This is a genomic window from Coprococcus eutactus (assembly GCF_001404675.1).
Taxonomy (GTDB): domain Bacteria; phylum Bacillota; class Clostridia; order Lachnospirales; family Lachnospiraceae; genus Coprococcus; species Coprococcus aceti.
Window position 1 is genome coordinate 66,485 of record NZ_CYXU01000004.1, and the last position, 20,509, is coordinate 86,993.

The 20,509-nt window shown below is 43.4% G+C and carries 19 protein-coding genes; 17 read left to right on the top strand and 2 right to left on the bottom strand.

The genetic code is table 11. The annotated features are described in order from the left end of the window. Positions 1-125 precede the first annotated feature (125 nt). The 12 genes from ARA78_RS09365 to rlmD all read left to right on the top strand — a co-directional run bounded on the left by ARA78_RS09365 (position 126) and on the right by rlmD (position 11,434). Complete coding sequence (locus tag ARA78_RS09365; protein WP_242849702.1) at positions 126-1,769, top strand: InlB B-repeat-containing protein; 1,644 nt, start codon at positions 126-128, stop codon at positions 1,767-1,769. Then, positions 1,754-2,611, top strand: coding sequence for a LytR/AlgR family response regulator transcription factor (locus ARA78_RS09370; RefSeq protein WP_242849703.1), 858 nt, complete (start codon positions 1,754-1,756; stop codon positions 2,609-2,611). The genes ARA78_RS09365 and ARA78_RS09370 overlap by 16 nt, the downstream gene beginning before the upstream one ends. A 227-nt stretch (positions 2,612-2,838) precedes the next feature. Next, positions 2,839-3,879 carry a sensor histidine kinase gene (locus tag ARA78_RS09375; protein WP_242849704.1) on the top strand — a complete coding sequence of 347 codons (1,041 nt, stop codon included), beginning with the start codon at positions 2,839-2,841 and terminating at the stop codon, positions 3,877-3,879. 117 nt (positions 3,880-3,996) lie between these two features. Continuing rightward, complete coding sequence (locus ARA78_RS09380) at positions 3,997-4,338, top strand: hypothetical protein (protein WP_022216291.1); 342 nt, start codon at positions 3,997-3,999, stop codon at positions 4,336-4,338. A gap of 316 nt (positions 4,339-4,654) precedes the next feature. Then, positions 4,655-5,992 (top strand): aspartate kinase, encoded by a 1,338-nt coding sequence (locus ARA78_RS09385; protein WP_055280443.1) that lies wholly within the window; start codon positions 4,655-4,657, stop codon positions 5,990-5,992. A gap of 360 nt (positions 5,993-6,352) precedes the next feature. Continuing rightward, positions 6,353-7,162 carry an endo alpha-1,4 polygalactosaminidase gene (locus ARA78_RS09390; protein ID WP_242849705.1) on the top strand — a complete coding sequence of 270 codons (810 nt, stop codon included), beginning with the start codon at positions 6,353-6,355 and terminating at the stop codon, positions 7,160-7,162. A 192-nt stretch (positions 7,163-7,354) separates the two neighbouring features. After that, complete coding sequence (locus ARA78_RS09395; protein ID WP_004850440.1) at positions 7,355-7,603, top strand: tyrosine-type recombinase/integrase; 249 nt, start codon at positions 7,355-7,357, stop codon at positions 7,601-7,603. 130 nt (positions 7,604-7,733) lie between these two features. Then, a complete protein-coding gene (locus ARA78_RS14400) occupies positions 7,734-7,865 on the top strand; it encodes a hypothetical protein (protein ID WP_278319466.1) in 132 nt (43 codons plus the stop codon). A 3-nt stretch (positions 7,866-7,868) separates the two neighbouring features. Then, positions 7,869-8,555: a hypothetical protein gene (locus tag ARA78_RS09400; RefSeq protein ID WP_055280444.1), complete on the top strand. Its 687-nt coding sequence runs from the start codon at positions 7,869-7,871 to the stop codon at positions 8,553-8,555. A 210-nt stretch (positions 8,556-8,765) separates the two neighbouring features. Continuing rightward, positions 8,766-9,263, top strand: a complete 498-nt coding sequence (locus ARA78_RS09405; protein ID WP_082419766.1) for a low molecular weight protein-tyrosine-phosphatase — start codon at positions 8,766-8,768, stop codon at positions 9,261-9,263. Positions 9,264-9,515: 252 nt separating this feature from the next. Then, entirely contained in the window at positions 9,516-10,058 is a 543-nt protein-coding gene (locus ARA78_RS09410; RefSeq protein WP_055147481.1) for a prolyl-tRNA synthetase associated domain-containing protein, read from the top strand. A gap of 11 nt (positions 10,059-10,069) precedes the next feature. Continuing rightward, the gene (gene rlmD / locus ARA78_RS09415) at positions 10,070-11,434 is read left to right on the top strand and encodes a 23S rRNA (uracil(1939)-C(5))-methyltransferase RlmD (protein WP_055147478.1); all 1,365 of its coding nucleotides are present in this window, start codon (positions 10,070-10,072) and stop codon (positions 11,432-11,434) included. Between the two features lie 82 nt (positions 11,435-11,516). Here rlmD and ARA78_RS09420 read toward each other — a convergent pair whose 3' ends face one another. Then, positions 11,517-12,548, bottom strand: coding sequence for a glycoside hydrolase family 5 protein (locus tag ARA78_RS09420; protein WP_055147475.1), 1,032 nt, complete (start codon positions 12,546-12,548; stop codon positions 11,517-11,519). Between the two features lie 245 nt (positions 12,549-12,793). Between ARA78_RS09420 and ARA78_RS09425 the strand changes: the two genes are divergently transcribed. The 5 genes from ARA78_RS09425 to pap all read left to right on the top strand — a co-directional run bounded on the left by ARA78_RS09425 (position 12,794) and on the right by pap (position 18,031). Beyond that, positions 12,794-13,555 (top strand): helix-turn-helix transcriptional regulator, encoded by a 762-nt coding sequence (locus ARA78_RS09425; protein ID WP_055147472.1) that lies wholly within the window; start codon positions 12,794-12,796, stop codon positions 13,553-13,555. A 91-nt stretch (positions 13,556-13,646) separates the two neighbouring features. Then, positions 13,647-15,017 carry a Mur ligase family protein gene (locus ARA78_RS09430; RefSeq protein ID WP_022215873.1) on the top strand — a complete coding sequence of 457 codons (1,371 nt, stop codon included), beginning with the start codon at positions 13,647-13,649 and terminating at the stop codon, positions 15,015-15,017. Further along, on the top strand, positions 15,017-15,733 hold the full coding sequence (locus ARA78_RS09435; RefSeq protein ID WP_022215872.1) for a glutamine amidotransferase: 717 nt from the start codon (positions 15,017-15,019) through the stop codon (positions 15,731-15,733). Before ARA78_RS09430 ends, ARA78_RS09435 begins: the two co-directional genes overlap by 1 nt. A gap of 458 nt (positions 15,734-16,191) precedes the next feature. Further along, positions 16,192-16,485 (top strand): hypothetical protein, encoded by a 294-nt coding sequence (locus ARA78_RS09440; protein ID WP_055280445.1) that lies wholly within the window; start codon positions 16,192-16,194, stop codon positions 16,483-16,485. A gap of 61 nt (positions 16,486-16,546) precedes the next feature. After that, on the top strand, positions 16,547-18,031 hold the full coding sequence (pap, locus tag ARA78_RS09445) for a polyphosphate:AMP phosphotransferase (protein WP_055280446.1): 1,485 nt from the start codon (positions 16,547-16,549) through the stop codon (positions 18,029-18,031). A gap of 119 nt (positions 18,032-18,150) precedes the next feature. On the opposite strand, the gene ARA78_RS09450 is transcribed toward pap, so the two are convergent. After that, positions 18,151-20,187, bottom strand: coding sequence for a beta-galactosidase (locus tag ARA78_RS09450; RefSeq protein WP_055147463.1), 2,037 nt, complete (start codon positions 20,185-20,187; stop codon positions 18,151-18,153). Between the last annotated feature and the right edge of the window lie 322 nt (positions 20,188-20,509).

The window sequence follows — 20,509 nt, forward strand, 5'->3', positions numbered from 1 at the left end:
TGTGGCAAAAAAACGGTGTTTCTGTTATGCTAGATATATTAAGAGATTGATATGTAGTGATGTTATTTTGACATTAAGAAAGGTTCAAGGTACTGCTTATGATAAAAAGGAAATTAGCAACATTTATGTTGACATTAATACTGGTGATGACAGGTGTATCGACGATTCGAGTGATAGGCTATGCGCAGGAAGAATCTGTTGGTTCATTAACAAATCCCCAAGAGGGAGTTACAGAATATAAGTACAGTGCTGAAAGTGATTCTCAAAAAGGTGTCGCATTAAAGGTTGAATGGAACGAACCCAAATTAGGAGAGGATACAACATTCCACGTTTCGGCGGATGGTGGCAGTGGCCGGTATTTGTTTAGAATGGATGCACCGAGTTATTCCAATCCGGGTGAGTATAGTTTTGAATCCGTGGCGGATCCAAGCCGCGGAGCGTGGATTCAATATACAGATGAGTGCGAATCTCACGACTTTGAATTCACAATGACCGCTTCGGGAATCTATAACTTCAGGTTTTATGTAATGGACAAGACGTCAGGTGTCTATTATATGCGTGTGAGCACAAATATACAGGTATCGGACAGGGCTTATCCGAGCGTGGGTGACATCGTGAATGCTGCGGTAAAAAAGTGCAGCAAGGAGACGGATGGTTCGGACTATGAAAAGGCATTGTGGCTGCATGACTGGCTGTTGCAGCAGCTTGATTACGATCATTCCCTGAAATGGTCTTCGGCAGAGAGCGCACTGACACGAAAGCTGGGCACATGTCAAGCCTATGAGAGTGCCTATTCAAAACTGCTTACTGCAGCCGGCATAACAAATGCTGAGACAAGGGATACCTATGATGGACATACCTGGAATGCCATGAAGCTGGATGGCAAATGGTATCAGGTGGACTGTACATGGGATGATACAAAAGACAATTATTATAACTTTGATCCTACGCATTTGTATTTTGGACTGACGGATGAACTCATGGCGTTGGCACACAACGGTCATAATAAGATTTATACGGCAAGCGGTTATGGCACACGTTCCACAAGTCTGGCAGATAACTATTTTGTCAGGAACGGAGATGCCGCAAAGTGGGCGCGGGCTTACGCTGACAGGATTCAGAAAAATCTCAATGCAGGTAAAACCAAATTCGAAGTTAGCACTGACAATGCGTCATATCCGCCGAGCATTTCGGGTATTCAAAATGGGATTATCGCATATGCCTTAAATCAGATGACGTGGAAGGCGGGAAGTAAAAAGGTTGCATTGCGCGTGGCAGGGACATCCACCAAGCTTTCTTTTACTGCAAAATATACGGACACAGTAAAGCGCGTGAGAATAGTATTTGCTCCAAATGGAGGGCGTGTGAGTTCTGGAAGTAAGACTGTCATTTGTGGAAAAACTTACGGAACACTGCCGACACCTACCAGAAGGGGATATACATTTGCAGGCTGGTACACAGCAAAGAGTGGCGGCAGCAGGATCGGCAGCAGCTCGGTTGTGAGGACCACCAGGAATCAGACATTATACGCAAGGTGGAAGCTGGTAAAGTACAAGATCCAGTACAGGCTTGGCAAGGGGAAAAACAGCCGGTCCAATCCAGTCGGTTATACCGTCGCGTCTAGGACTATCGTCTTGAAGAATCCGGTCAGAAAAGGCTACACATTTAAGGGGTGGTACAGCGATCCAAAATTCAAGAAAAAGGTTACGAAGATTGCAGCCGGCAGCACCGGCAGCAGGAAACTCTATGCCAGGTGGGTGAGAAAATAAATTCGTATAAATCGATGCAATATCCCCCTTTGTTGTCGAATTGTGAAAAATATGCGATAATGAGTGCTGGAGAAAATATTTGGCGCCAAGGAGGCATAAAGGGGATTATGGCAAAAATTGCGTTTTGTGATGATGATGTTTCTGTGCTTGCTGAGATGCAAAGGCTTATGGAACAGTATTGTGCGGAGAGAGACTGCAAAATAGAATACAATATTTTTAATCATCCTTTTGACCTGGTGGCGGAAATAGAGAAGGGAAACAGATATGATATCCTGTTTATGGATGTCTTGATGCCGGGAGAGAATGGAATTGAAGCGGCAACGGAGATACGAAAATACGATAAAAACGTCAAGATCATATTTGTCACTTCGTCCTCTGAGTTTGCGGTGCAGTCTTACGTTATAGGCGCATACTATTATCAATTAAAGCCCATCTGGGCAGAGAGCTTTTTCCGTTTGCTTGATTCTGTGCTTGCAGCCTGTAAAAAGGAGGCGGAGACCAGCCTCATTCTGCGATGTAAGAGTGGAATCACCCGTATAGATATAAAAGCCCTGGAATATTGCGAAGTCATTCACCGCACCCTTATATTTCACCTGAATACAGGAAAAGTACTGGAAAGCGCCGGCAGCATGGATGAGCTTGTAAAGCAGCTTTCCACGTATCCTTTTTTTCACAGACCTCACCGTTCTTATCTGGTAAATCTGGAATATGTGCAAAACATAACATTTAGGGGGATTACCATGTCTAGTCTTGCAGAAATACCGGTTCCACGGGGAAAATACAATGAAGTAAAGGATGCATTCCTTGAATATGCGTTCCAGAACAGGCAGGTAATGATATGAGCCTATATATTTCGCTTCTTAACAATATGGCTGTGAGCTTTTTTGGGGGAATATTATCAGCGTCTTTTTGTAATGCGCTGTCCACTAGGAAAAGAAAACTCATTTTCATAGGATGCATGGTTTTACTCCCGCTGATACAGAGCATATTATATTTCAGCAAGGGCGCTGATTTTGTAAGACATATTTATCCGTTGGCGGTGCATCTTCCATTGGTCATTGTTCTCTGGATGTTGACAGGAAAATTGCTGTGGTCTGTTTTTTCTGTACAGGCGGCATACTTGTGCTGCGAACTTAGAAGATGGGTTGCACTTGCCACAGTTGCTGCATTTTCGGGAAGGCAGATGATGCAGGATATTACAGAACTTGTGGTTACAATCCCTGCATTGCTGCTTCTGCTTCATTTTGTGTCACCTGCAGTCAGAGGATTGTCAGATAAAAGTCTCAGGGAGCAATGGCAGTTTGGAATCATACCGGCGCTATATTATTTATTTGACTATTTTACAATAGTGTATACGAACCTTCTTTTGAGTGGCAGTTACGTTGTAGCGGAATTTATGCCTTTTGTATGCTGTGTTGCATATCTGGCCTTTCTCTTATATAACTCCAAAAAGGAACAGATGCAGAATGAGATGAAGCTGATCCGGAATAATCTGGATCTGCAGTTAAGTCAGGCGGTGAGGGAAATCAGCAGTCTGCGCGAGTCGCAGACATTGACCAGACAGTATCGCCATGATATGCGTCATCACCTGCAGTATGTGTCTACATGTATAGAAAATGGTGAAGTTGAACAGGCGCAGGCTTATATATCGGGAATATGTAAGGAGATTGAGGCGCAGAAGGTCCAAATATACTGTGAAAATGAGGCAGTGAATCTGATCCTATCTTCATTTGCGGGTAGAGCCAGGAAGAAAGAAATTGAAATAAAGATACAATGTGCAATTCCCGCAGATCTTACTGTGTCGGAAAGTGATCTGTGTGTGCTCTTGTCTAATGCCTTGGAAAATGCCTTGCATGCATGTGTGCCTTTGGCTGCAGAGGGAAGATCATGCGAGATTGATGTGAATTTTTATGAAAGAAATAAACACCTTTTTTTACAGGTGGTAAATGACTGTAAAGCTCCCATAAAGTTTCAAAATGGAATACCTGTGTCTGATATGGAAGGACATGGTATAGGCGTTCAGAGCATATGTGCAATCGTGCAGCGTTACGGCGGGGTTTTCAGCTTTGCGGAAAAGGATGGCAAGTTTACGCTCAGACTGTCATTGTAAAAGAGTGTCGATTCGATACATTTTTGGTACGATTCGTGCATTTAGACCTCACTGATTGCAAATACATAATAAAATATACTCAGATTATGTGATTGCAATAAAGAGGAGGAAATTATTATGAAAAAGACAATGAAAAAACTGATGGTTCTCATAATGACCATGATGATGGGAATGTCTCTGGTGGCATGCGGCGGTGCAGATAAGCAGCCTGCGATTGATGCGTTCAATAAGACAAGTACATCTTTTAATGAGGTTGCAAACATTATCAACGAAAATCCACAGGCTTATGATCAGGATTTGGTTGATACAATGGTCGACATGGCCGGTGTGCTCAATGAGCATAAACAGATCTTAGAGAGCGATGATGATGTTGAGGAAGAAAAGCTTCAGGAAATGATCGACTGGTATGGTACGGTTGATGAGTGGGTTGCTCAGGTTAAGGAAGAAATTTCAAAATAGTTTATTATTAGATCATGTGGTGAAGACTGTATACCAGAGGGGCGGGCGCATTGGAGTGCCTGCCCTTTTTTAATAGCAAAAATTAAAATTCTCTTGCTATATTGCAAAAAGACGTTTAAAATGCATGTGTATTTTTATGTTTTATATCTCAGTCTGGACTCTATCTTCGACGGAGATATACACTCCGTGAGGATTGCTGAGCCGCTGATATGATATATGTCAGCAGAGCTGACTGGCAGCTTGCGGCAAGATTCGCCAGCGAATCTTAAGAAGAAAGACATTCAAATAAGAATATGGCAAAGGAAATAGTGGAATTATGAAAAAGGTAGTAAAATTTGGCGGAAGTTCATTGGCAAGTGCAGAGCAGTTTAAAAAGGTTGGAGCAATCATCACATCAGATGAGAGCCGTGTATACGTTGTTCCTTCTGCACCTGGAAAGAGATTTTCAGATGATACAAAGGTAACAGATATGCTCCTTCATGTGTATGAAACTGCGAAGGCAGGGAATGATTTCACAGAGGAAGTGAAGGCGATCAAGGCCAGATATGATGAGATCATCACAGGCCTTGAGATTAAGGATTTTTCACTTGATAAGGATTTTGAGGAGATTACAAAGCAGTTGGAGGATCTTACCAATCCGGACCCAATGTGCACACTGGACTATGTGGCATCAAGAGGAGAGTTCCTCAATGGTAAGATTATGGCTGCATATCTTGGCTTTGAGTTTATAGATGCTGCAGAGGTTATCTTTTTCAATGCAGAGGGCAATCTCAATAGCTATAAGACGGAGAAGGTACTTGGTGAGAGACTTGCCAAGACACAGCATGCGGTTGTTCCAGGATTCTATGGACTTGGCAAGGATGGCAAGGTAAAGACATTTTCCAGAGGCGGTTCAGATGTAACGGGCTCGATAGTCGCACAGGCAAGCAGAGCCGATGTATATGAGAACTGGACAGATGTCTCAGGCTTTCTTGTAGCTGACCCACGTATTGTTCCAGATCCAAAGCCGATCAAATATATTACTTACAGAGAGCTTCGTGAGCTTTCATACATGGGTGCATCAGTTCTCCATGAGGATGCGATATTCCCTGTACGCCACTGTGGTATCCCAATCAATATCCGCAACACAAATGCGCCTGAGGACGCAGGAACCTGGATAGTTGAGAGTACCTGCCAGAAGCAGGATTATGTTGTAACAGGTATTGCAGGCAAGAAGGATTTCTGCACAATATTTATTACGAAGGCTATGATGAATTCAGAGATAGGATTTGGAAGAAAGGTGCTTCAGGCATTTGAGGAGAATGATATCTCATTTGAGCATATGCCATCAGGTATTGACACGATGACTATCGTAGTTCATGCTGATGAATTCGTACACAAGGAGCAGAGAGTTATATCTGCCATCCATAGACTTGCAGAGCCGGATTCAGTTGAGATTGAGTCAGGACTTGCGCTTATAGCTGTTGTAGGCCGTGGAATGAAGTCAGCAAGTGGTACAGCAGGCAAGTTGTTCAGCGCACTTGCAAAGGAAGGCATCAACATAAAGATGATAGACCAGGGTTCATCAGAGCTGAATATCATAATCGGAGTAAAGAACAGTGATTTTGATACAGCTATAAAGGCAATATATAACACATTTATAACAGACAAGTAATAACAGATTGCTAAGCATCGTAGGGGTGGGCACGTATTGATAATGCATACCTTTGCAGAATGGGGCAACACAGGGCAGAATATGGCGGAAAACCTCCAAACTGATGTAAGATAAAATTACTCAGTTTGGAGGTTATTTTTATGGCAATAAGAAAAGACAGCCCACAAAAAGCAGCAATGAGAGAAATGACGGTAGAACTGTTCACAAGTTTTAGGGTATAATTTGAATGCAAATTGAGCAACAAATCTGGGAAAACATAAGCATCAATGTGTAAAATGTGATAGTCATGAGGAAAAAACGAGAATTACCGAAAGGGTGTGGGAGGCATTGTGCGGGAAGAGGACCAAACAACCAGTAGCCTTGGCTGTATTATTTGTTCTAATGTTTATTGGTGTATGTTTTTTGGTGAAAGCCAATCAAGCAAAGGAATTTGAGAAAAACGATTATGGGGTGTTTTTAAATGCGGACGCCTCATCTTTGGAACGATTTAAAACGTATGAAACGATTGTAATTGATGCACAGTATTTTACAAAAAGGGATATTGAATTGCTCCATCAAAATGGAACAGTCGTATATACATATCTAAATATTGGGTCGATTGAAAACTTCAGGGAGTACTATACAACCTATGCGGAACTGGCAATCGGTGAGTATGAGCACTGGGAGGAAGAAGAATGGGTAGATGTAGCAAATCCAGACTGGCAGAAGTTTATAGGACAGCTTTCTCAGGAACTATATGAAAAAGGTGTTGACGGATTCTTTATAGATAATTGTGATGTATATTATTACGATCCGCACGAGAGTATTTTTGAAGGCATTACAGCGATTCTACAAAACATAATGACGTTTGGAAAAGCGGTCATCATCAACGGTGGAGATACTTATGTGGCGGAATATAGGGAACGCTATGGGGCGATTGATCAGATTATGACAGGTGTAAATCAGGAATCAGTATGGAGCAGTATTGATTTTGATAGCGGAACTTTTGGTGAACAAACGAGCGAGACGAGAGATTATTTCTGCAAATATTTGGAAACGTGCAAGGCGGATGGGGTGGAAGTGTATCTGTTGGAATATACAACTAATCAAAAACTGATTCAAAAAATAAAAGAATACTGCAAGGAGCAAGATTTCCATTTTTATATTTCCAATTCCCTTGAACTTAGATAATGAGTGTTGAGAAATACGAAAAAGATGAGCAAATTAAGTTTCGTCACTTCGTTCCGTCAAGGTGGCTACACCCCCCTTGCGCCGCTAAAGCGGCTATCCCCTGTGGACTTGCCGTCCGCAAACAGCATAAAATGCTGTTCGCCGCCAGCAAGTTTGAAAAAGAAACATAAAGCTTTGGAGGTGCTTATTTGAATGAAAAAGTTGATAGCATTGCGAGCCGTCCGTCACATGGCGAAATCTGGCATGAATCCTAAGACATTGCAGTACCTCATGGGGCATTCGGATATTGCCGTGACACTTAATGTTTACACCCATGTTGGACTTGAGGATGCGGAGAAAGAACTTCAGAAGATGCAGGGGTTGGAAAATGCAAGAAAAGAGATGGGGATTTCGGACAAGGATGATAAGCCTTTGAAACAGAATATGTTCAAGGTGATTTGATAATAGAATATTGGTGGAAACTGGTGGCACTCAGGCATATAGCTTGGGTGCCTTTTTGACTGGTAAAAATATGCCTTGGCCGATATAATGTAAATTGAAAACAAAAAATATTTTGTTAAGGAGAGATTTGATGGGAACATGGGGAGTAGGCATTTATCAAAATGACATAAGTGCAGATGTGAAAGAAGATTATATTGCAAAACTTAAGTCGGGGAAAAGTGATGAAGTTGCTCTGAAGGAAATATTATCAGAATATCAGTAGGACATGGAGGATATCGACTGCAAATATGATTTTTATTTTGGTCTGGCAGATACGTTGTGGAAAAAGGGAAGATTGACAGAGAAAATTAAAATAATAGCACTTCAGTTGATAGAAGAAGATAGAGTATCGCAACGTTGGCAAACAGAAAGAATTAGGTATGAGAGAAGTAAGGTATTGGACAAGTTGAAAGTGCAGTTAGAAGAGACGATGCCGGAATATAAAAAAATTCCTGTTCATAAACCATATGTCTTGGGATGGGAAGAGGGAGATGTATATTTTTTTCAAATTAAAGAGAAAATAGAGAGTTATGAAAAATATCTTGGTTGGTATGCTTTGTTTTATGTGAACAAAATATATTTGAGGGATTGGAATGTAAATGGAGTGGCTGATGAAGTAGCAGATGTATACTTTTTCTTAACTAAAGATAAACCCGAAAGTATAGATGCTCTTCGTACATCGAAAAGAGTATGCTTTCATATAGGAAAAACAGGTAATAGATACCAAATGCATATTTATGAGAGCTCGAGGAGAAATCGTCCAAAGGATTTAACTTTGCTTGGGAAGTGTGACGGAATTCATTATCCTTTAAATAATAGTAGTAAGGGAGGCCATTTTTGTTGGAGTAGAGTAGATATAAGGGAGATATTATATGGTTACGAAAATCAGTTGAAATTAGACAACGAGGATTAACATTAAAATTATAAATAATGCACACCTCCATCCGTAGTCTGACCCCCTTAACTGACTACGATTTGACTACTACACAAGGCATCCGTTTGCTCCGTTTTGCATTATTTTGCAAAAAGTGTAGTTTTAGAAAATAAAAATACGATGCCCGGAAAAGTCGATAAATCAACGCAAAACTCGGCATTACAGGGCATTTCAGAACAGGAGAATTTTATGATAAAAGTACTTTTCATCTGTCATGGCAATATATGCCGTTCCCCCATATCCGAGTTCATCCTCAAGGACATGGTAGAAAAGCTCGGCATAGCAGATAAATTTGAGATAGCCTCTGCGGCCACCAGCACTGAGGAGATCTGGGGCGGAAAAGGCAATCCGATATATCCACCGGCGCAGGAAGTGCTGAGGGCGCATGGCATAGGTAAGACGGCTTATACAGACTTTAGTGGCAAGCGGGCAAGACAGGTTACAAGGCGGGATTATGAATATTATGATTATCTGCTCTGCGCAGATACAGCAAATGTGAGGAATGTGCTGCACATAACCGGTCCGGACTACCAGGACAAGATACATTTGCTACTCGATTATGCGGGAAGACATGGACAATCTATAGCAGATCCGTGGTATACAGGACGATTTGATGAGACATACAGGGATGTGTGTCAGGGGTGCGAGGGATTTCTTGAATATCTCAGACAAGGCGATTGGTTGTAGATAATATTATCAAAATGGGAACAATGGGATATTATTGAGTGCATCAGCTGAACACAGGTGCATTTGATATTGTCAGATTGTTCCTTTTTATTCTGACAAGGTATTGCCGGTATGTGTTTACACTCTCGAAGGCATGGTTTTATATTGATTTTATATTGCTTGTTTTATATAGCAACGCCACGGAAAACGTGATATGATTTACGCGTAAATGCATGAGAGAAAATATGTAAACCACCAACGGAGGGCACACAAATGGAATTATACAAAGGCAGACCGGATACAAATGAAGGACGACTTGAGAGGGAGATCAGAGTTTATGATTTCCTTGATGATCACGGCATAGAGTATTGGCGCACAGATCATGCTCCAGCAGACACAATGGAAGTTTGCAGCGAGATAGATGCGGTGCTTGGGGCAACCATTTGTAAGAATCTGTTTCTGTGCAACAGGCAGAAGACACAGTTCTATCTGCTCATGATGCCGGGCGACAAGCCGTTCAAGACAAAGGAGATCACATCGCAGATAGGCAGCGCGAGACTTTCATTTGCATCGCCGGAGGATATGGAGAAGTATCTGGATATCAGGCCGGGGGCGGTCAGCGTCATGGGTCTCATGAATGACCATGAGAATCATGTGCAGCTGCTTGTTGACGAGGATGTTATGAAGGGCGAGTATCTTGGATGCCATCCGTGTGTGAACACATCAAGTATGAAGGTCAGGACGGAGGATATATTTGGGAAGTTTCTTGAGGCGGTTCACCACGATATGATCAAGGTGACGCTCACTGGAGAATAGGAGTGGTAAAAATGATGGCAGAGCGAAGAAACGGGGGCAAGCCTCGCAGAGAAGAAAACAATAAAACGAGTGGCAGCGTAAACGAAAGAAAAAGACAGACACATAGCAGAAAGTACGATGTAACAGGTGGAGAGAAACAAATAAAAACAGGAAGCAAAGGTAAAAATGTACAGGGAAAACCGCGGCAGGCACACTCATCACAATATAAGCCCAACCCAAACAGCAAATGCCCTATATCCCATCTGTGCGGTGGCTGTCAGTATGTGGACATTCCATACGAGCAGCAGCTCGCCGAGAAACAGAAGTATATAGATGGCCTGCTCGGAGCATTTGGCCCGGTGGACAAGATAATAGGCATGGAGAATCCGTATCACTACAGGAATAAGGTCACTGCGGCATTCAGGAGAAAGAAGAGCGGAGAAATAATTTCCGGGGTGTACGAGGAGGGGACGCACAATATACTTCCAGTCGAGAACTGTTATGTGGAGGATGAGAAGGCTGCGGCCATCATCAGAACATTTGCCGGACTGATAAAGTCGTTCAAGCTCCAGATATACAACGAGGATACAGGAACCGGACTTATCAGGCATTTGCAGATAAGAGTCGGAAGAAAGACCGGACAGATCATGGTGATCATAGTCACCGCATCGCCGGTATTTCCGTCCAAGAAGAACCTTGCAAATGCACTTGTGACAGCTCATCCGGAGATTACAACGGTTGTCCAGAATATCAACATGAAGGACACGAGCATGGTCATTGGAGACAGGAACCAGGTCATTTACGGCAAGGGGCATATAGAGGATATTCTGTGCGGAAAGCGTTTCCGTATATCACCGGGCAGTTTCTATCAGGTGAATCCGGAGCAGACGGAGGTCCTCTATGGCAAAGCCATCAAGTACGCGGATCTCAAGAAGAAGGAGACCGTGATCGATGCCTACTGCGGTATAGGAACCATAGGCATAGCTGCAAGCGACCGTGCAAAGAAGGTCATAGGCGTGGAGTTGAATGAAGCCGCTGTGCACGATGCCCGGGTGAATGTGAAGATGAACAAGATACAGAATGTTGATATTTACAGCAACGACGCTGGCAGATTTATGGTCGATGTCGCTGAGGAGGGGGACAGCATAGATGTGGTATTCATGGATCCTCCGAGATCTGGAAGTACAGAGGAGTTCATGTCATCGGTCATCACACTTGGACCTAAAAGGGTTGTGTATATATCCTGCGGACCGGAGAGTCTTGCCCGGGATCTGAAATATATGACAAAGCACGGCTATCAGGTAATCAAGATGACCCCTGTGGACATGTTCCCGCTCACTCGCGGGGTAGAGACCGTGGTGCTCCTCACAAGGGCGGGTGCGGTACATCGTGGATAAAATTAACAAAAAGCCGGTTCTCTATGAGTGAGAACCGGCTCCGTTTATAAAAATGGAAGGTTTTATCGTAAATTAAATCACGTTACATATATTTGACAAGCTCATCGATGATAGGAGCGTAGTGTTCGCCTTCAAGACCATAGTCTTTTTCTTTGTAGTTCCATGCGGCGCGGCCTATTCCGTACTTTTCAAATACAGAATGGATATCTTTGTACCAGTTCAGAGTTCCGTCAAGTGGTGCCTGATCTATAACACCATATTCGCCGCAGTACATAAATCCGTCTCTTTCTTCAACAGCCTTGATGCCGTCGAGAAACATTTTTTCGAACAAATCAGGTCCGATGGAATTAAGTCCAAGGCTACTCTCGGTGATGGCCCCATGCATACACCCTTCGATCTGGCGGGATTTCTCCATGTAGTCATTGAAATCCCCCGGATATTCGATATGAAAATCTGAAGGCATACCTGTTACCCAGTAAGCAGACTGGTGGGTAAATACCATTGGCTCGTAACAGTGGAAATTGTAAACTATGTTCTCATCGTTGTGATGAGGGAGAAGCTTTATAGATGTAACAGCATTGTAGCCAACCCCACCGAGCAGGATCTTGGCAGTAGGTGCTTTCGCACGGATGATCTCGATGCATTTGCTTGATATTTCGTTCCACTCGTTTACAACGGTCGGACTTACGACCTCGTTCAGCGGCTCGAACATCATTATGTCTGCATCCTTTGCATATCTGTCTATGAGCTTTCTCCATATTCCATAGAATCTTTCCTGAAGAGGTTTCTCATGGAAGAATTCAAGAAGATGAGCCTCGTCGTCAAATATATATCCATATGTCTTGTGCAGGTCAAGGACCATGTTGAGTTTGTACTTCCGGCACCACTCAATGCATGAATCGATGTAAGCGTAGCCGTATTCCTTATCACTTCCGTCCTCGTTTTCAAAATTATCGTAATCGATAGGAAGACGAACGTGGTCAAGTCCCCATGATGCTATTCTTGCAATGTCTTTTTCTGTGATAAATGTGTCAAGATGCTCCTTGTCAAGTGGTCCCTGTGAAAGCCATCCGCCTAAGTTTACACCTTTTTTGAATCCGTCTAAAGTTCTCATAATCTTTAACCTCCTGTGAAATAGTAAAATATATATTGCACTCATTGTCTGTTTCGTTTTCTGTGAGTTTATAGTAGCATTTGCGTTGATAAGAGAATATAATAAATGTGTCAATTATATAATAAATGTGTTGTAGCAATGTAGTTAGGACAACAAATTACAAAAATGTAAATCGCAAATGAAAGTATATGATAAAAATGTGCGATGAAGGAACATGAATATCACAGAGGAAAGGCAGAAAGACAATGAAGATATCGAATGAGATAGTAAAACAGCAGTTTGTCCAGAGGGAATATGGACTGGCACATTCCACATACGACAACGAGCTGGATTTCTACCAGCTTGTGAGCAGCGGTGATGTGAAAGCTTTGTCTGGAATGTTGCTGACAGGCGATGAGGACGAGGCTGTTCTTGCGGCAAGAGGAATATTGTCAGATGACAAGGTTCGCAATAGGAGATATCACGAGATAGTGCTAGTGGCAATGATTTCCAGATTTTGCATAGAAGAGGGGATGGAGGAGATGGAGAGTTACAATCTCAGTGACTTCTATATTAATAAGCTGGACAAGGCGCAGACAGAACGGCAGATCATAGATGTACATAACCAACTGATTATGGACTATGCCAGGCGGATGAAAAAGGTGAAAAAGAAAGCTGCTATATCACCTCATTGTGTAAGGGCGATGGACTATGTGTATGATCATCTGCATGAAAAAATAGAAATTACTGATATTGCAGAATTTGTGGGAGTGGAACGCTCATATCTGAGCAAACTATTTCATAAGGAGGTCGGTCAGACAATCTCAGATTACATCATGGAGAAGAAGCTTCAGACTGCCAGAAATATGCTTCTATATTCAGATTTTTCCTGTACGGAGATATCGCAATATCTGGCATTTGCCAGCGGAAGCTATTTTGCAAAATGCTTCAAGACAAAATATGGATCGACTCCGAATTCATATCGCAGGATAAATTACAGGAAACACTGGAAAGAGGCGAAATCATAGTCTTGTTATGTGCTGGTATAATTGACAACATCTGTCAAAGGTTGTAGAATTACATGAGTTTTATTTGTATATATAAGGAGAATGAATAGCTATGTCATCTTTTAGATTTCATGTGGCTCTCGCAGCCGCAAAACTGAGCAAGGGACTCATCCAGCTCCTGGGTAGGAACGGTACGCATACACCTGGAGTTATCGCCCTGAAGATATGTCCGGATTTCCTGGCACAGGCGCCCAAGGCACCGCTTACGATATGTGTCACAGGAACAAATGGTAAGACCACCTGTAGTAACCTGATAACTGATGTTTTGGAGAAGGATGGAAGAAGAGTTGTCAGCAACAGAACAGGTTCCAATATCGTCCCTGGCTGTACGACAAATGTCATCAACAGCCTTACATTTACGGGAAAGGTCAGAGTGGATGCCACTGTATTTGAGGTGGACGAGCGTGCTTCAAGGCTGATACTTCCATATGTGAAGCCGGATTATCTTGTTGTAACAGGACTTTTCAGAGATTCACTCAAGAGAAATGCTCACCCTGACTATATTTTCAGTGTCATAGATACCTACTGCCCTGATTCTGCAAAGGTTATCCTGAATGCGGACGAGCTTTGCTCAAGCATGTTGAAGAAAGACAGCTACAGAGTGTTCTATGGAATCGGCAAGCAGCCTGATGACAAGACCGAGCCATACAACCTTATCGCGGATTACCAGATCTGCCCTAACTGCGGCGAGAAGCTGAAGTACAATTACCTCAGATATCATCACATCGGCGATGTGGTATGCCCGAAGTGTGGACTTCACTCCCCGGACAAGAAGTATCTGGCAACCGACATAGACAGAGAGAAGATGACAATTACTATACAGGAGGGAGACAAGAAGACAGTTTATCCGCTGATCCATACAGCTCTCTTCAATATATATAATGAAGTTACAGTTATCTCGGCACTGCGCGAGATCGGTCTCTCGGCTGAGAGAATCAAGGAACTCATGGGTCAGATCCATATACCGGATTCCCGCCACAACGAGACTACAGTGAATGGTGTTACAGTAATCCAGGCGCTCTCAAAGGGACAGAGTGCGGTTTCTTCATCCAGAACATTTGAGTATGTGGCAAATGAGGAGGGCAAGAAGGCTATCCTCCTTGCGATGGACGATCTTGAGGACAGACAGAAGAGTATAGAGTTTTCAGGCTGGATATACGATCTGGAGTATGAGCAGTTCAACAGGGATGATGTTGTACAGGTCATCTGCACAGGACCTAGATGCTACGACCACAAGGTGAGATGCTTACTGGCTGGTATCCCAGAGGAGAAGATACTCACAAATCTCAGCGAGGTCGCTGCGGCAGACGATGTGACTATAGATGGTGTTGACAGAATATATATCCTGTACGACTGTGAGAATTACGGAATGTCATGTGAGATGAAGAAGAAGATAATTAAGAGACTGGAGGGTGACAAATAATGAAGATTGAGATTTTATATCCGGAAATATGTACACTCTACGGTGACAAAGGAAATACAATGTACCTGCAGAAATGTCTGCCGGATGCGGAATTTGTGACAACAGGACTTAATGAGAAGCCACTCTTCCTCAAAGAGAATATAGACATGGTGTATATGTGTTCCATGAGCGAGAAGAGCCAGGAGCTCGTGCTTGACAGACTGATGCAGTACAAGGACGAGATCGCAGCATGCATGAAGGATGGAAAGGCGCTTTTCCTTCTGGTTGGCAATTCCATGGAACTCCTTGGTGATTATATCAAGAGAGAGGATGGAACCAGAGTTACAGGACTTGGCGTTGTTCCGGGCATGTACTCAGTCCGCCAGACTCCGAATCGTTTCAACACGCTCATCAAGGCGAAGTTCAACGATATGACACTCATCGGATACACAAGCCGATTTGCCCACACTTACGGAATACCTGATGATATGACATTCTGCAAGGTGGAGATCGGACAGGGCAGCAATCCTGATACCATGAATGAGGGAATCTGCAAGAACAGAGTAATTGCGACATACATTCATGGACCACTGCTCATTCAGAATCCTGATTTTGTACATTATCTGTTGGAAAAACTGGATGCTCCTATGAAAGAGATACCATTTGAGGCAGCTATGCGCAAGGCATATGATGTGAAACTTGCTGAGTATGGCAAGCCTGATCTGGAGCTGTCATAATATAGAGAATTATAGTGATAATTAAGCCCCGGTGGCCTTTGATATGTACCTGAAATCCAGGACACATGTCAGTATGCTGCCGGGGATTTTATATGTAGTAATGTATAAAACTATACATTTTGTATAGTTATGTAAACCCATTGAAAAGAAAAAGATAATATGTCACAATACAGATGTTGCCACCCCTAGACAGGCTAGGAAAGGGGGGAGCGCAGTGACAGAACGGAGATAAGTAAGTGGTAATCAGCCCAAGGAGTACGTCGCCTTTAAAAGACGGAGAAAACCCCAGTAGCGCCAACTACTGGGGTTTTCGTTATGCTTTTGGGAAAGCATATGTCAGAATTTCTTGTTTCATTGTTGCTGACATTATATCATATGAATTTTACCTTCGCAACATTCATTTTCCTCACATATCTTAATGTTTTTTCAGATGTATCAACTCAAAAGAAAGTAGTATAATGATATCGCAAGAAGAAAAAACAAGCGACGCGAAGCGGCATTTGTTTTTTTCTTGCGATATCAACGAGAACCCGTTCGGCGGAGCCGAACATGGAGCGCGGCAGCGCGAGGGTTCGAGTCTGCCAAAAGCAAGAAGGAAAAAGCACGACGCGAAGCGGCATTTGTTTTTTTCTTGCGATATCAACGAGAACCCGTTCGGCGGAGCCGAACATGGAGCGCGGCAGCGCGAGGGTTCGAGTCTGCCAAAAGCAAGAAGAAAAAAGCGCGACGTGAAGCGGCATTTGTTTTTGTAAATTGGGGCATATTATTCATAAAAACAGATGAAGGGACAATGTGAAAGGAGCAGTGGGTTACATGTTAAAGGACTGGAACAAGCCGGAGCGTCCATCGGATGAGGAGATAGACACTCGGTTAAAGATCGCCAGAGAGAATCTGACACGCAATCAGATCAAGGTAAAGGAAGGTAAGATACCTGTATTTGTCATATTTGAGGGCTGGGGAGCCGCAGGTAAGGGAAGTCTTGTGGGAAGGATCATAAAGAATATGGATCCGAGATTTTTCAACGTTGAGTCAGTGAAGTATTCCACAGATGAGGAAAAACGCAGACCATTCCTGTACAAGTATTTTACGAGAATACCGGAACAGGGGGAGTTTGTATTTCTGGATGGTGGATGGATGAGGGACATAGTAGGTGGCAAGATGTCTGGAGAATTGTCAGACAAGGAATACCGGAAGAGAGTTGACAGCACCAAGAGATTTGAGAGGACTCTGGCGGACAACGGATATCTGGTCATGAAATTTTTCTTCCAGATAGACAAGCATGAGCAGAAGAAGAGGCTTGAAACACTTCTTGAAGATGATACTACAAGCTGGAGAGTGTCTAAGCATGATCTGAAGCAGAACAAAAAGTATGACGAGTATCTTGAGGCATTTGACAGCTTTATGTATGACACCAATCTGTCAAATGCACCGTGGTACATGATAGATGCAAAGGAGAGAAAATGGGCAGAACTTCAGATACTCGATATCATCAATCAGGGAATAGATACTGCGCTGCTCAATCAGGGGCATGCTGTACCTATACTGCAGAATACATTTGCGCTCAAGAAGATCCCGAAACTTTCCGAGGTGTCTCTCGACAAGAAACTGACGGATGAGGAGTACAAGGAGGAACTTGACAAGCTGCAGAAGAAACTCGGCAGACTGCACAATGAGCTTTACCAGAAGAGGATACCTGTTATCATAGGCTACGAAGGTTGGGATGCGGCAGGCAAAGGTGGAAATATCAAAAGGATAGCGGAGGCACTTGATGCGAGAGGTTATGTGGTAAATCCTATAGCAAGTCCTGAGCCGCATGAGAAAGCAAGGCATTTTCTGTGGCGATTCTGGACAAGACTTCCTAAGTCAGGACATGTGGCGATATTTGACAGAACATGGTATGGCAGAGTCATGGTTGAGAGACTTGAGGGCTTCTGTTCGGAGAATGACTGGCAGAGAGCGTACAACGAGATAAATGAATTCGAGAAGGAACTCCACGACTGGGGTGCGATCGTCATCAAATTCTGGGTTCAGATCGACAAGGATACACAGCTTGAGAGATTCACACTCAGACAGAACACGCCTGAGAAACGCTGGAAGATCACAGATGAGGACTGGCGCAACCGTGACAAATGGGATGACTATGAGACTGCGGTGGATGAGATGCTGGAAAAGACCAACACCAGCTTTGCGCCATGGCACATATTGGAGTCAAATGACAAGAAGTATGCCAGAATAAAAGCCCTCAAGATCGTTATCAAGGCGATAGAGGATAAGCTGGAGCAGGTTGAAAAGAACTAAAAATGCATATAGGACTGAGAGTCCATGCTGGAAATAGAACACATAAGGCGGTGATACACAACAGAAGTATCACCGCCTTTTTCAAAAAGGTTTAAGGAAGGAAAAAGTTATTATCAGATTTAATTATTTTCCTTGATGATGGATACTCCAAACGGAGCCAATTCCATTTTGCCATCAAATATATTCTTCGTCTGAATGTCGGTTCCGTGAACTTCAGATATTGTCTGAGGTTCGTTGGTGTTGTTCAGGTAAAATCCATATGCAGTTCCGTCATCTGCATATCTGCAGTGATACTGAACTCCGTCAGGGAGATCTTTTATGGCGATACCGGCGTTCACCATCATCTGCTCCATGATCTCACCGAGTTTACTGTAATCTATTCTTGCAGCCACGTAGTAGGCCTTGCCCTCGCCGTAGCTGTTCACTGTCACTGCTGCATTTCCGGCGTAGAAATCAGAATCGTAGGTTCCAAGTACATCCGCCGTTCCGACTCTCAGGATCTCAGCATAGTCACGGAGTTCGCATGAACTGCCATCTGTGAAGCTCACGCTGTTTCTGTCAGATGGATACAGGGTGTCTATCTCTTCACTGATGATTCCAAATACATCTGCAAGTCCATTTCCCGGGAATCCACCGAGTATACAGAGCTGATCCTTGTCTACATAGCCCGTAAAGTAAGTGGACAGAAGCTGTCCGCCCCTCTTTACAAATGCGGCAAGAGACTCGGCTGCGCCATCTCTCAGCATGTAGAGCATAGGTGCAACAACCACATCGTAATCGTCGAGTGGTTCATCGGATGCAATGACGTCCACGTCAACGCCGCGCTTTGTCAGCTCTTTGTATACAGACATACAGGTCTCAGGATATTTTTTTGATTCCTGCCCCAGAGCCTTGACATCATCTATGGCCCACATATTGTCCCAGTCGAACAGCAGTGCAACCTTTGATCTGATGAGTGTGCCGGTTATCTCGGAGAGCCCATCAAGCTCTGCGCCGAGGGCGGCAACCTCCTTGAATATTCTGGTGTCATTTGTTCCGAGATGGTCAACAACGGCACCGTGATACTGTTCAAATGAGCCCCTGCCCTTTCGCCACTGGAAGTACTGAACAGTGTCAGAACCGCAGGCTATAGCGTTGTATGAGAACAGCTTGTGGATGCCCGGTCTTTTGAGTTTGTTATATGGATGCCAATTTACAAGCCCCGGAGCACTCTCCATAAGCATGAAAGGCTTATCCTTCTTCATGGATCTCATGACTGCGTGGTCAAATGTGTTCTGCCCCATGACATCCGCAAGGCTTTCATAGTCGTTGTGGAATCTAGGGTATGAATCCCATGAGATCACATCAAGTTCCTTTGCCATTGGTCTGTAGTCAAGACCATCGTAGAGCTGCATGAAGTTGGTTGTTATAGGTATTTCAGGGGTGAGTTCACGGAGGAGCGTTATCTCTGATTTCATGTAATCGTTCATGTTCCATGTGGTAAATCTCTTCCATTCGAGGTTCAGCCCCATGATACTGAAATCACCATTTTTGTATGGCGGCTCAATCTGTGAGAAGCTGTTGTATGAGTGACTCCAGAAGGTGGTCCACCATGCTTTGTTCAGCTTGTTTATGTCGTGGTCGAACTTCTCTGCGAGGTAATTCTGAAATCTTTTCACACAGAGACGGCAGTAGCACTCGCCACCAAGCTCATTTGACACATGCCACATGATGAGTCCCGGATGGTTTCCCACATGGGCGTGGAGCTGACGGATGATATTGGCAACTTTTTCTCTGTATACAGGTGAGCTCATGCAGTGGTTCTCACGGACGCCCTGATGTTCCCTGACGTCATATGAATCCACACGCCTGATCTCAGGATACTTCTGTGCCATCCATGCCGGTTTGCCGCCCGATGGCGTGGCAAGAACGGTGTAAATGCCTGCATTATACAGGTTGTCCATAACATCCTTCAGCCAGTCAAAATGGTATTCGCCCTCAACAGGCTCATATGCTGACCATGAAAATACACCAAGAGTAGCGGAAGTCATTCCTGCCTCCTTCATCATCTCGATATCCTTTGCCAGAATATCAGGGCGGTCAAGCCACTGTTCAGCATTGTAATCACCGCCGTGTAGTATTCCGTTTATCTGTGGAAAAAGCTTGTTTTTGTTCATTTATCTGTCATCTCCTATAAATAAAGGTAATGTGCTCTATGTGATCTGTTTTTAGTGTAGAATATATGCGCAAACGGTTGCACAGCTTGCTATTTAAAGGTAGCACAAATAGACAAATAATTCAATTGTAATTTGACAATACATTTCAATTTGTGCAAAATATACAAAATATATACACTGCCATTCATCAGGACAATATTGTATATAATTAAGAAAAACGGCTTGAAATAAGAGATATAGTTGCTTATGATTAAGATATCATGAATTGCTCAAAGTTGCGCAATTTGTCAATTCCTACAAGATGTACAAAAGTGAGGTAAAA

Bases quoted from the DNA above. Each gene is read 5' to 3' on its own strand.
- ARA78_RS09365 (WP_242849702.1), top strand. From the start codon at position 126: ATGTTGACATTAATACTGGTGATGACAGGTGTATCGACGATTCGAGTG.
- ARA78_RS09375 (WP_242849704.1), top strand. From the start codon at position 2,839: ATGTTGACAGGAAAATTGCTGTGGTCTGTTTTTTCTGTACAGGCGGCA.
- ARA78_RS09380 (WP_022216291.1), top strand. From the start codon at position 3,997: ATGAAAAAGACAATGAAAAAACTGATGGTTCTCATAATGACCATGATG.
- ARA78_RS09385 (WP_055280443.1), top strand. From the start codon at position 4,655: ATGAAAAAGGTAGTAAAATTTGGCGGAAGTTCATTGGCAAGTGCAGAG.
- ARA78_RS09395 (WP_004850440.1), top strand. From the start codon at position 7,355: ATGAAAAAGTTGATAGCATTGCGAGCCGTCCGTCACATGGCGAAATCT.
- ARA78_RS14400 (WP_278319466.1), top strand. From the start codon at position 7,734: ATGGGAACATGGGGAGTAGGCATTTATCAAAATGACATAAGTGCAGAT.
- ARA78_RS09400 (WP_055280444.1), top strand. From the start codon at position 7,869: ATGGAGGATATCGACTGCAAATATGATTTTTATTTTGGTCTGGCAGAT.
- ARA78_RS09405 (WP_082419766.1), top strand. From the start codon at position 8,766: ATGATAAAAGTACTTTTCATCTGTCATGGCAATATATGCCGTTCCCCC.
- ARA78_RS09410 (WP_055147481.1), top strand. From the start codon at position 9,516: ATGGAATTATACAAAGGCAGACCGGATACAAATGAAGGACGACTTGAG.
- rlmD (WP_055147478.1), top strand. From the start codon at position 10,070: ATGATGGCAGAGCGAAGAAACGGGGGCAAGCCTCGCAGAGAAGAAAAC.
- ARA78_RS09420 (WP_055147475.1), bottom strand. From the start codon at position 12,548: ATGAGAACTTTAGACGGATTCAAAAAAGGTGTAAACTTAGGCGGATGG.
- ARA78_RS09425 (WP_055147472.1), top strand. From the start codon at position 12,794: ATGAAGATATCGAATGAGATAGTAAAACAGCAGTTTGTCCAGAGGGAA.
- ARA78_RS09430 (WP_022215873.1), top strand. From the start codon at position 13,647: ATGTCATCTTTTAGATTTCATGTGGCTCTCGCAGCCGCAAAACTGAGC.
- ARA78_RS09435 (WP_022215872.1), top strand. From the start codon at position 15,017: ATGAAGATTGAGATTTTATATCCGGAAATATGTACACTCTACGGTGAC.
- ARA78_RS09440 (WP_055280445.1), top strand. From the start codon at position 16,192: ATGATATCGCAAGAAGAAAAAACAAGCGACGCGAAGCGGCATTTGTTT.
- pap (WP_055280446.1), top strand. From the start codon at position 16,547: ATGTTAAAGGACTGGAACAAGCCGGAGCGTCCATCGGATGAGGAGATA.
- ARA78_RS09450 (WP_055147463.1), bottom strand. From the start codon at position 20,187: ATGAACAAAAACAAGCTTTTTCCACAGATAAACGGAATACTACACGGC.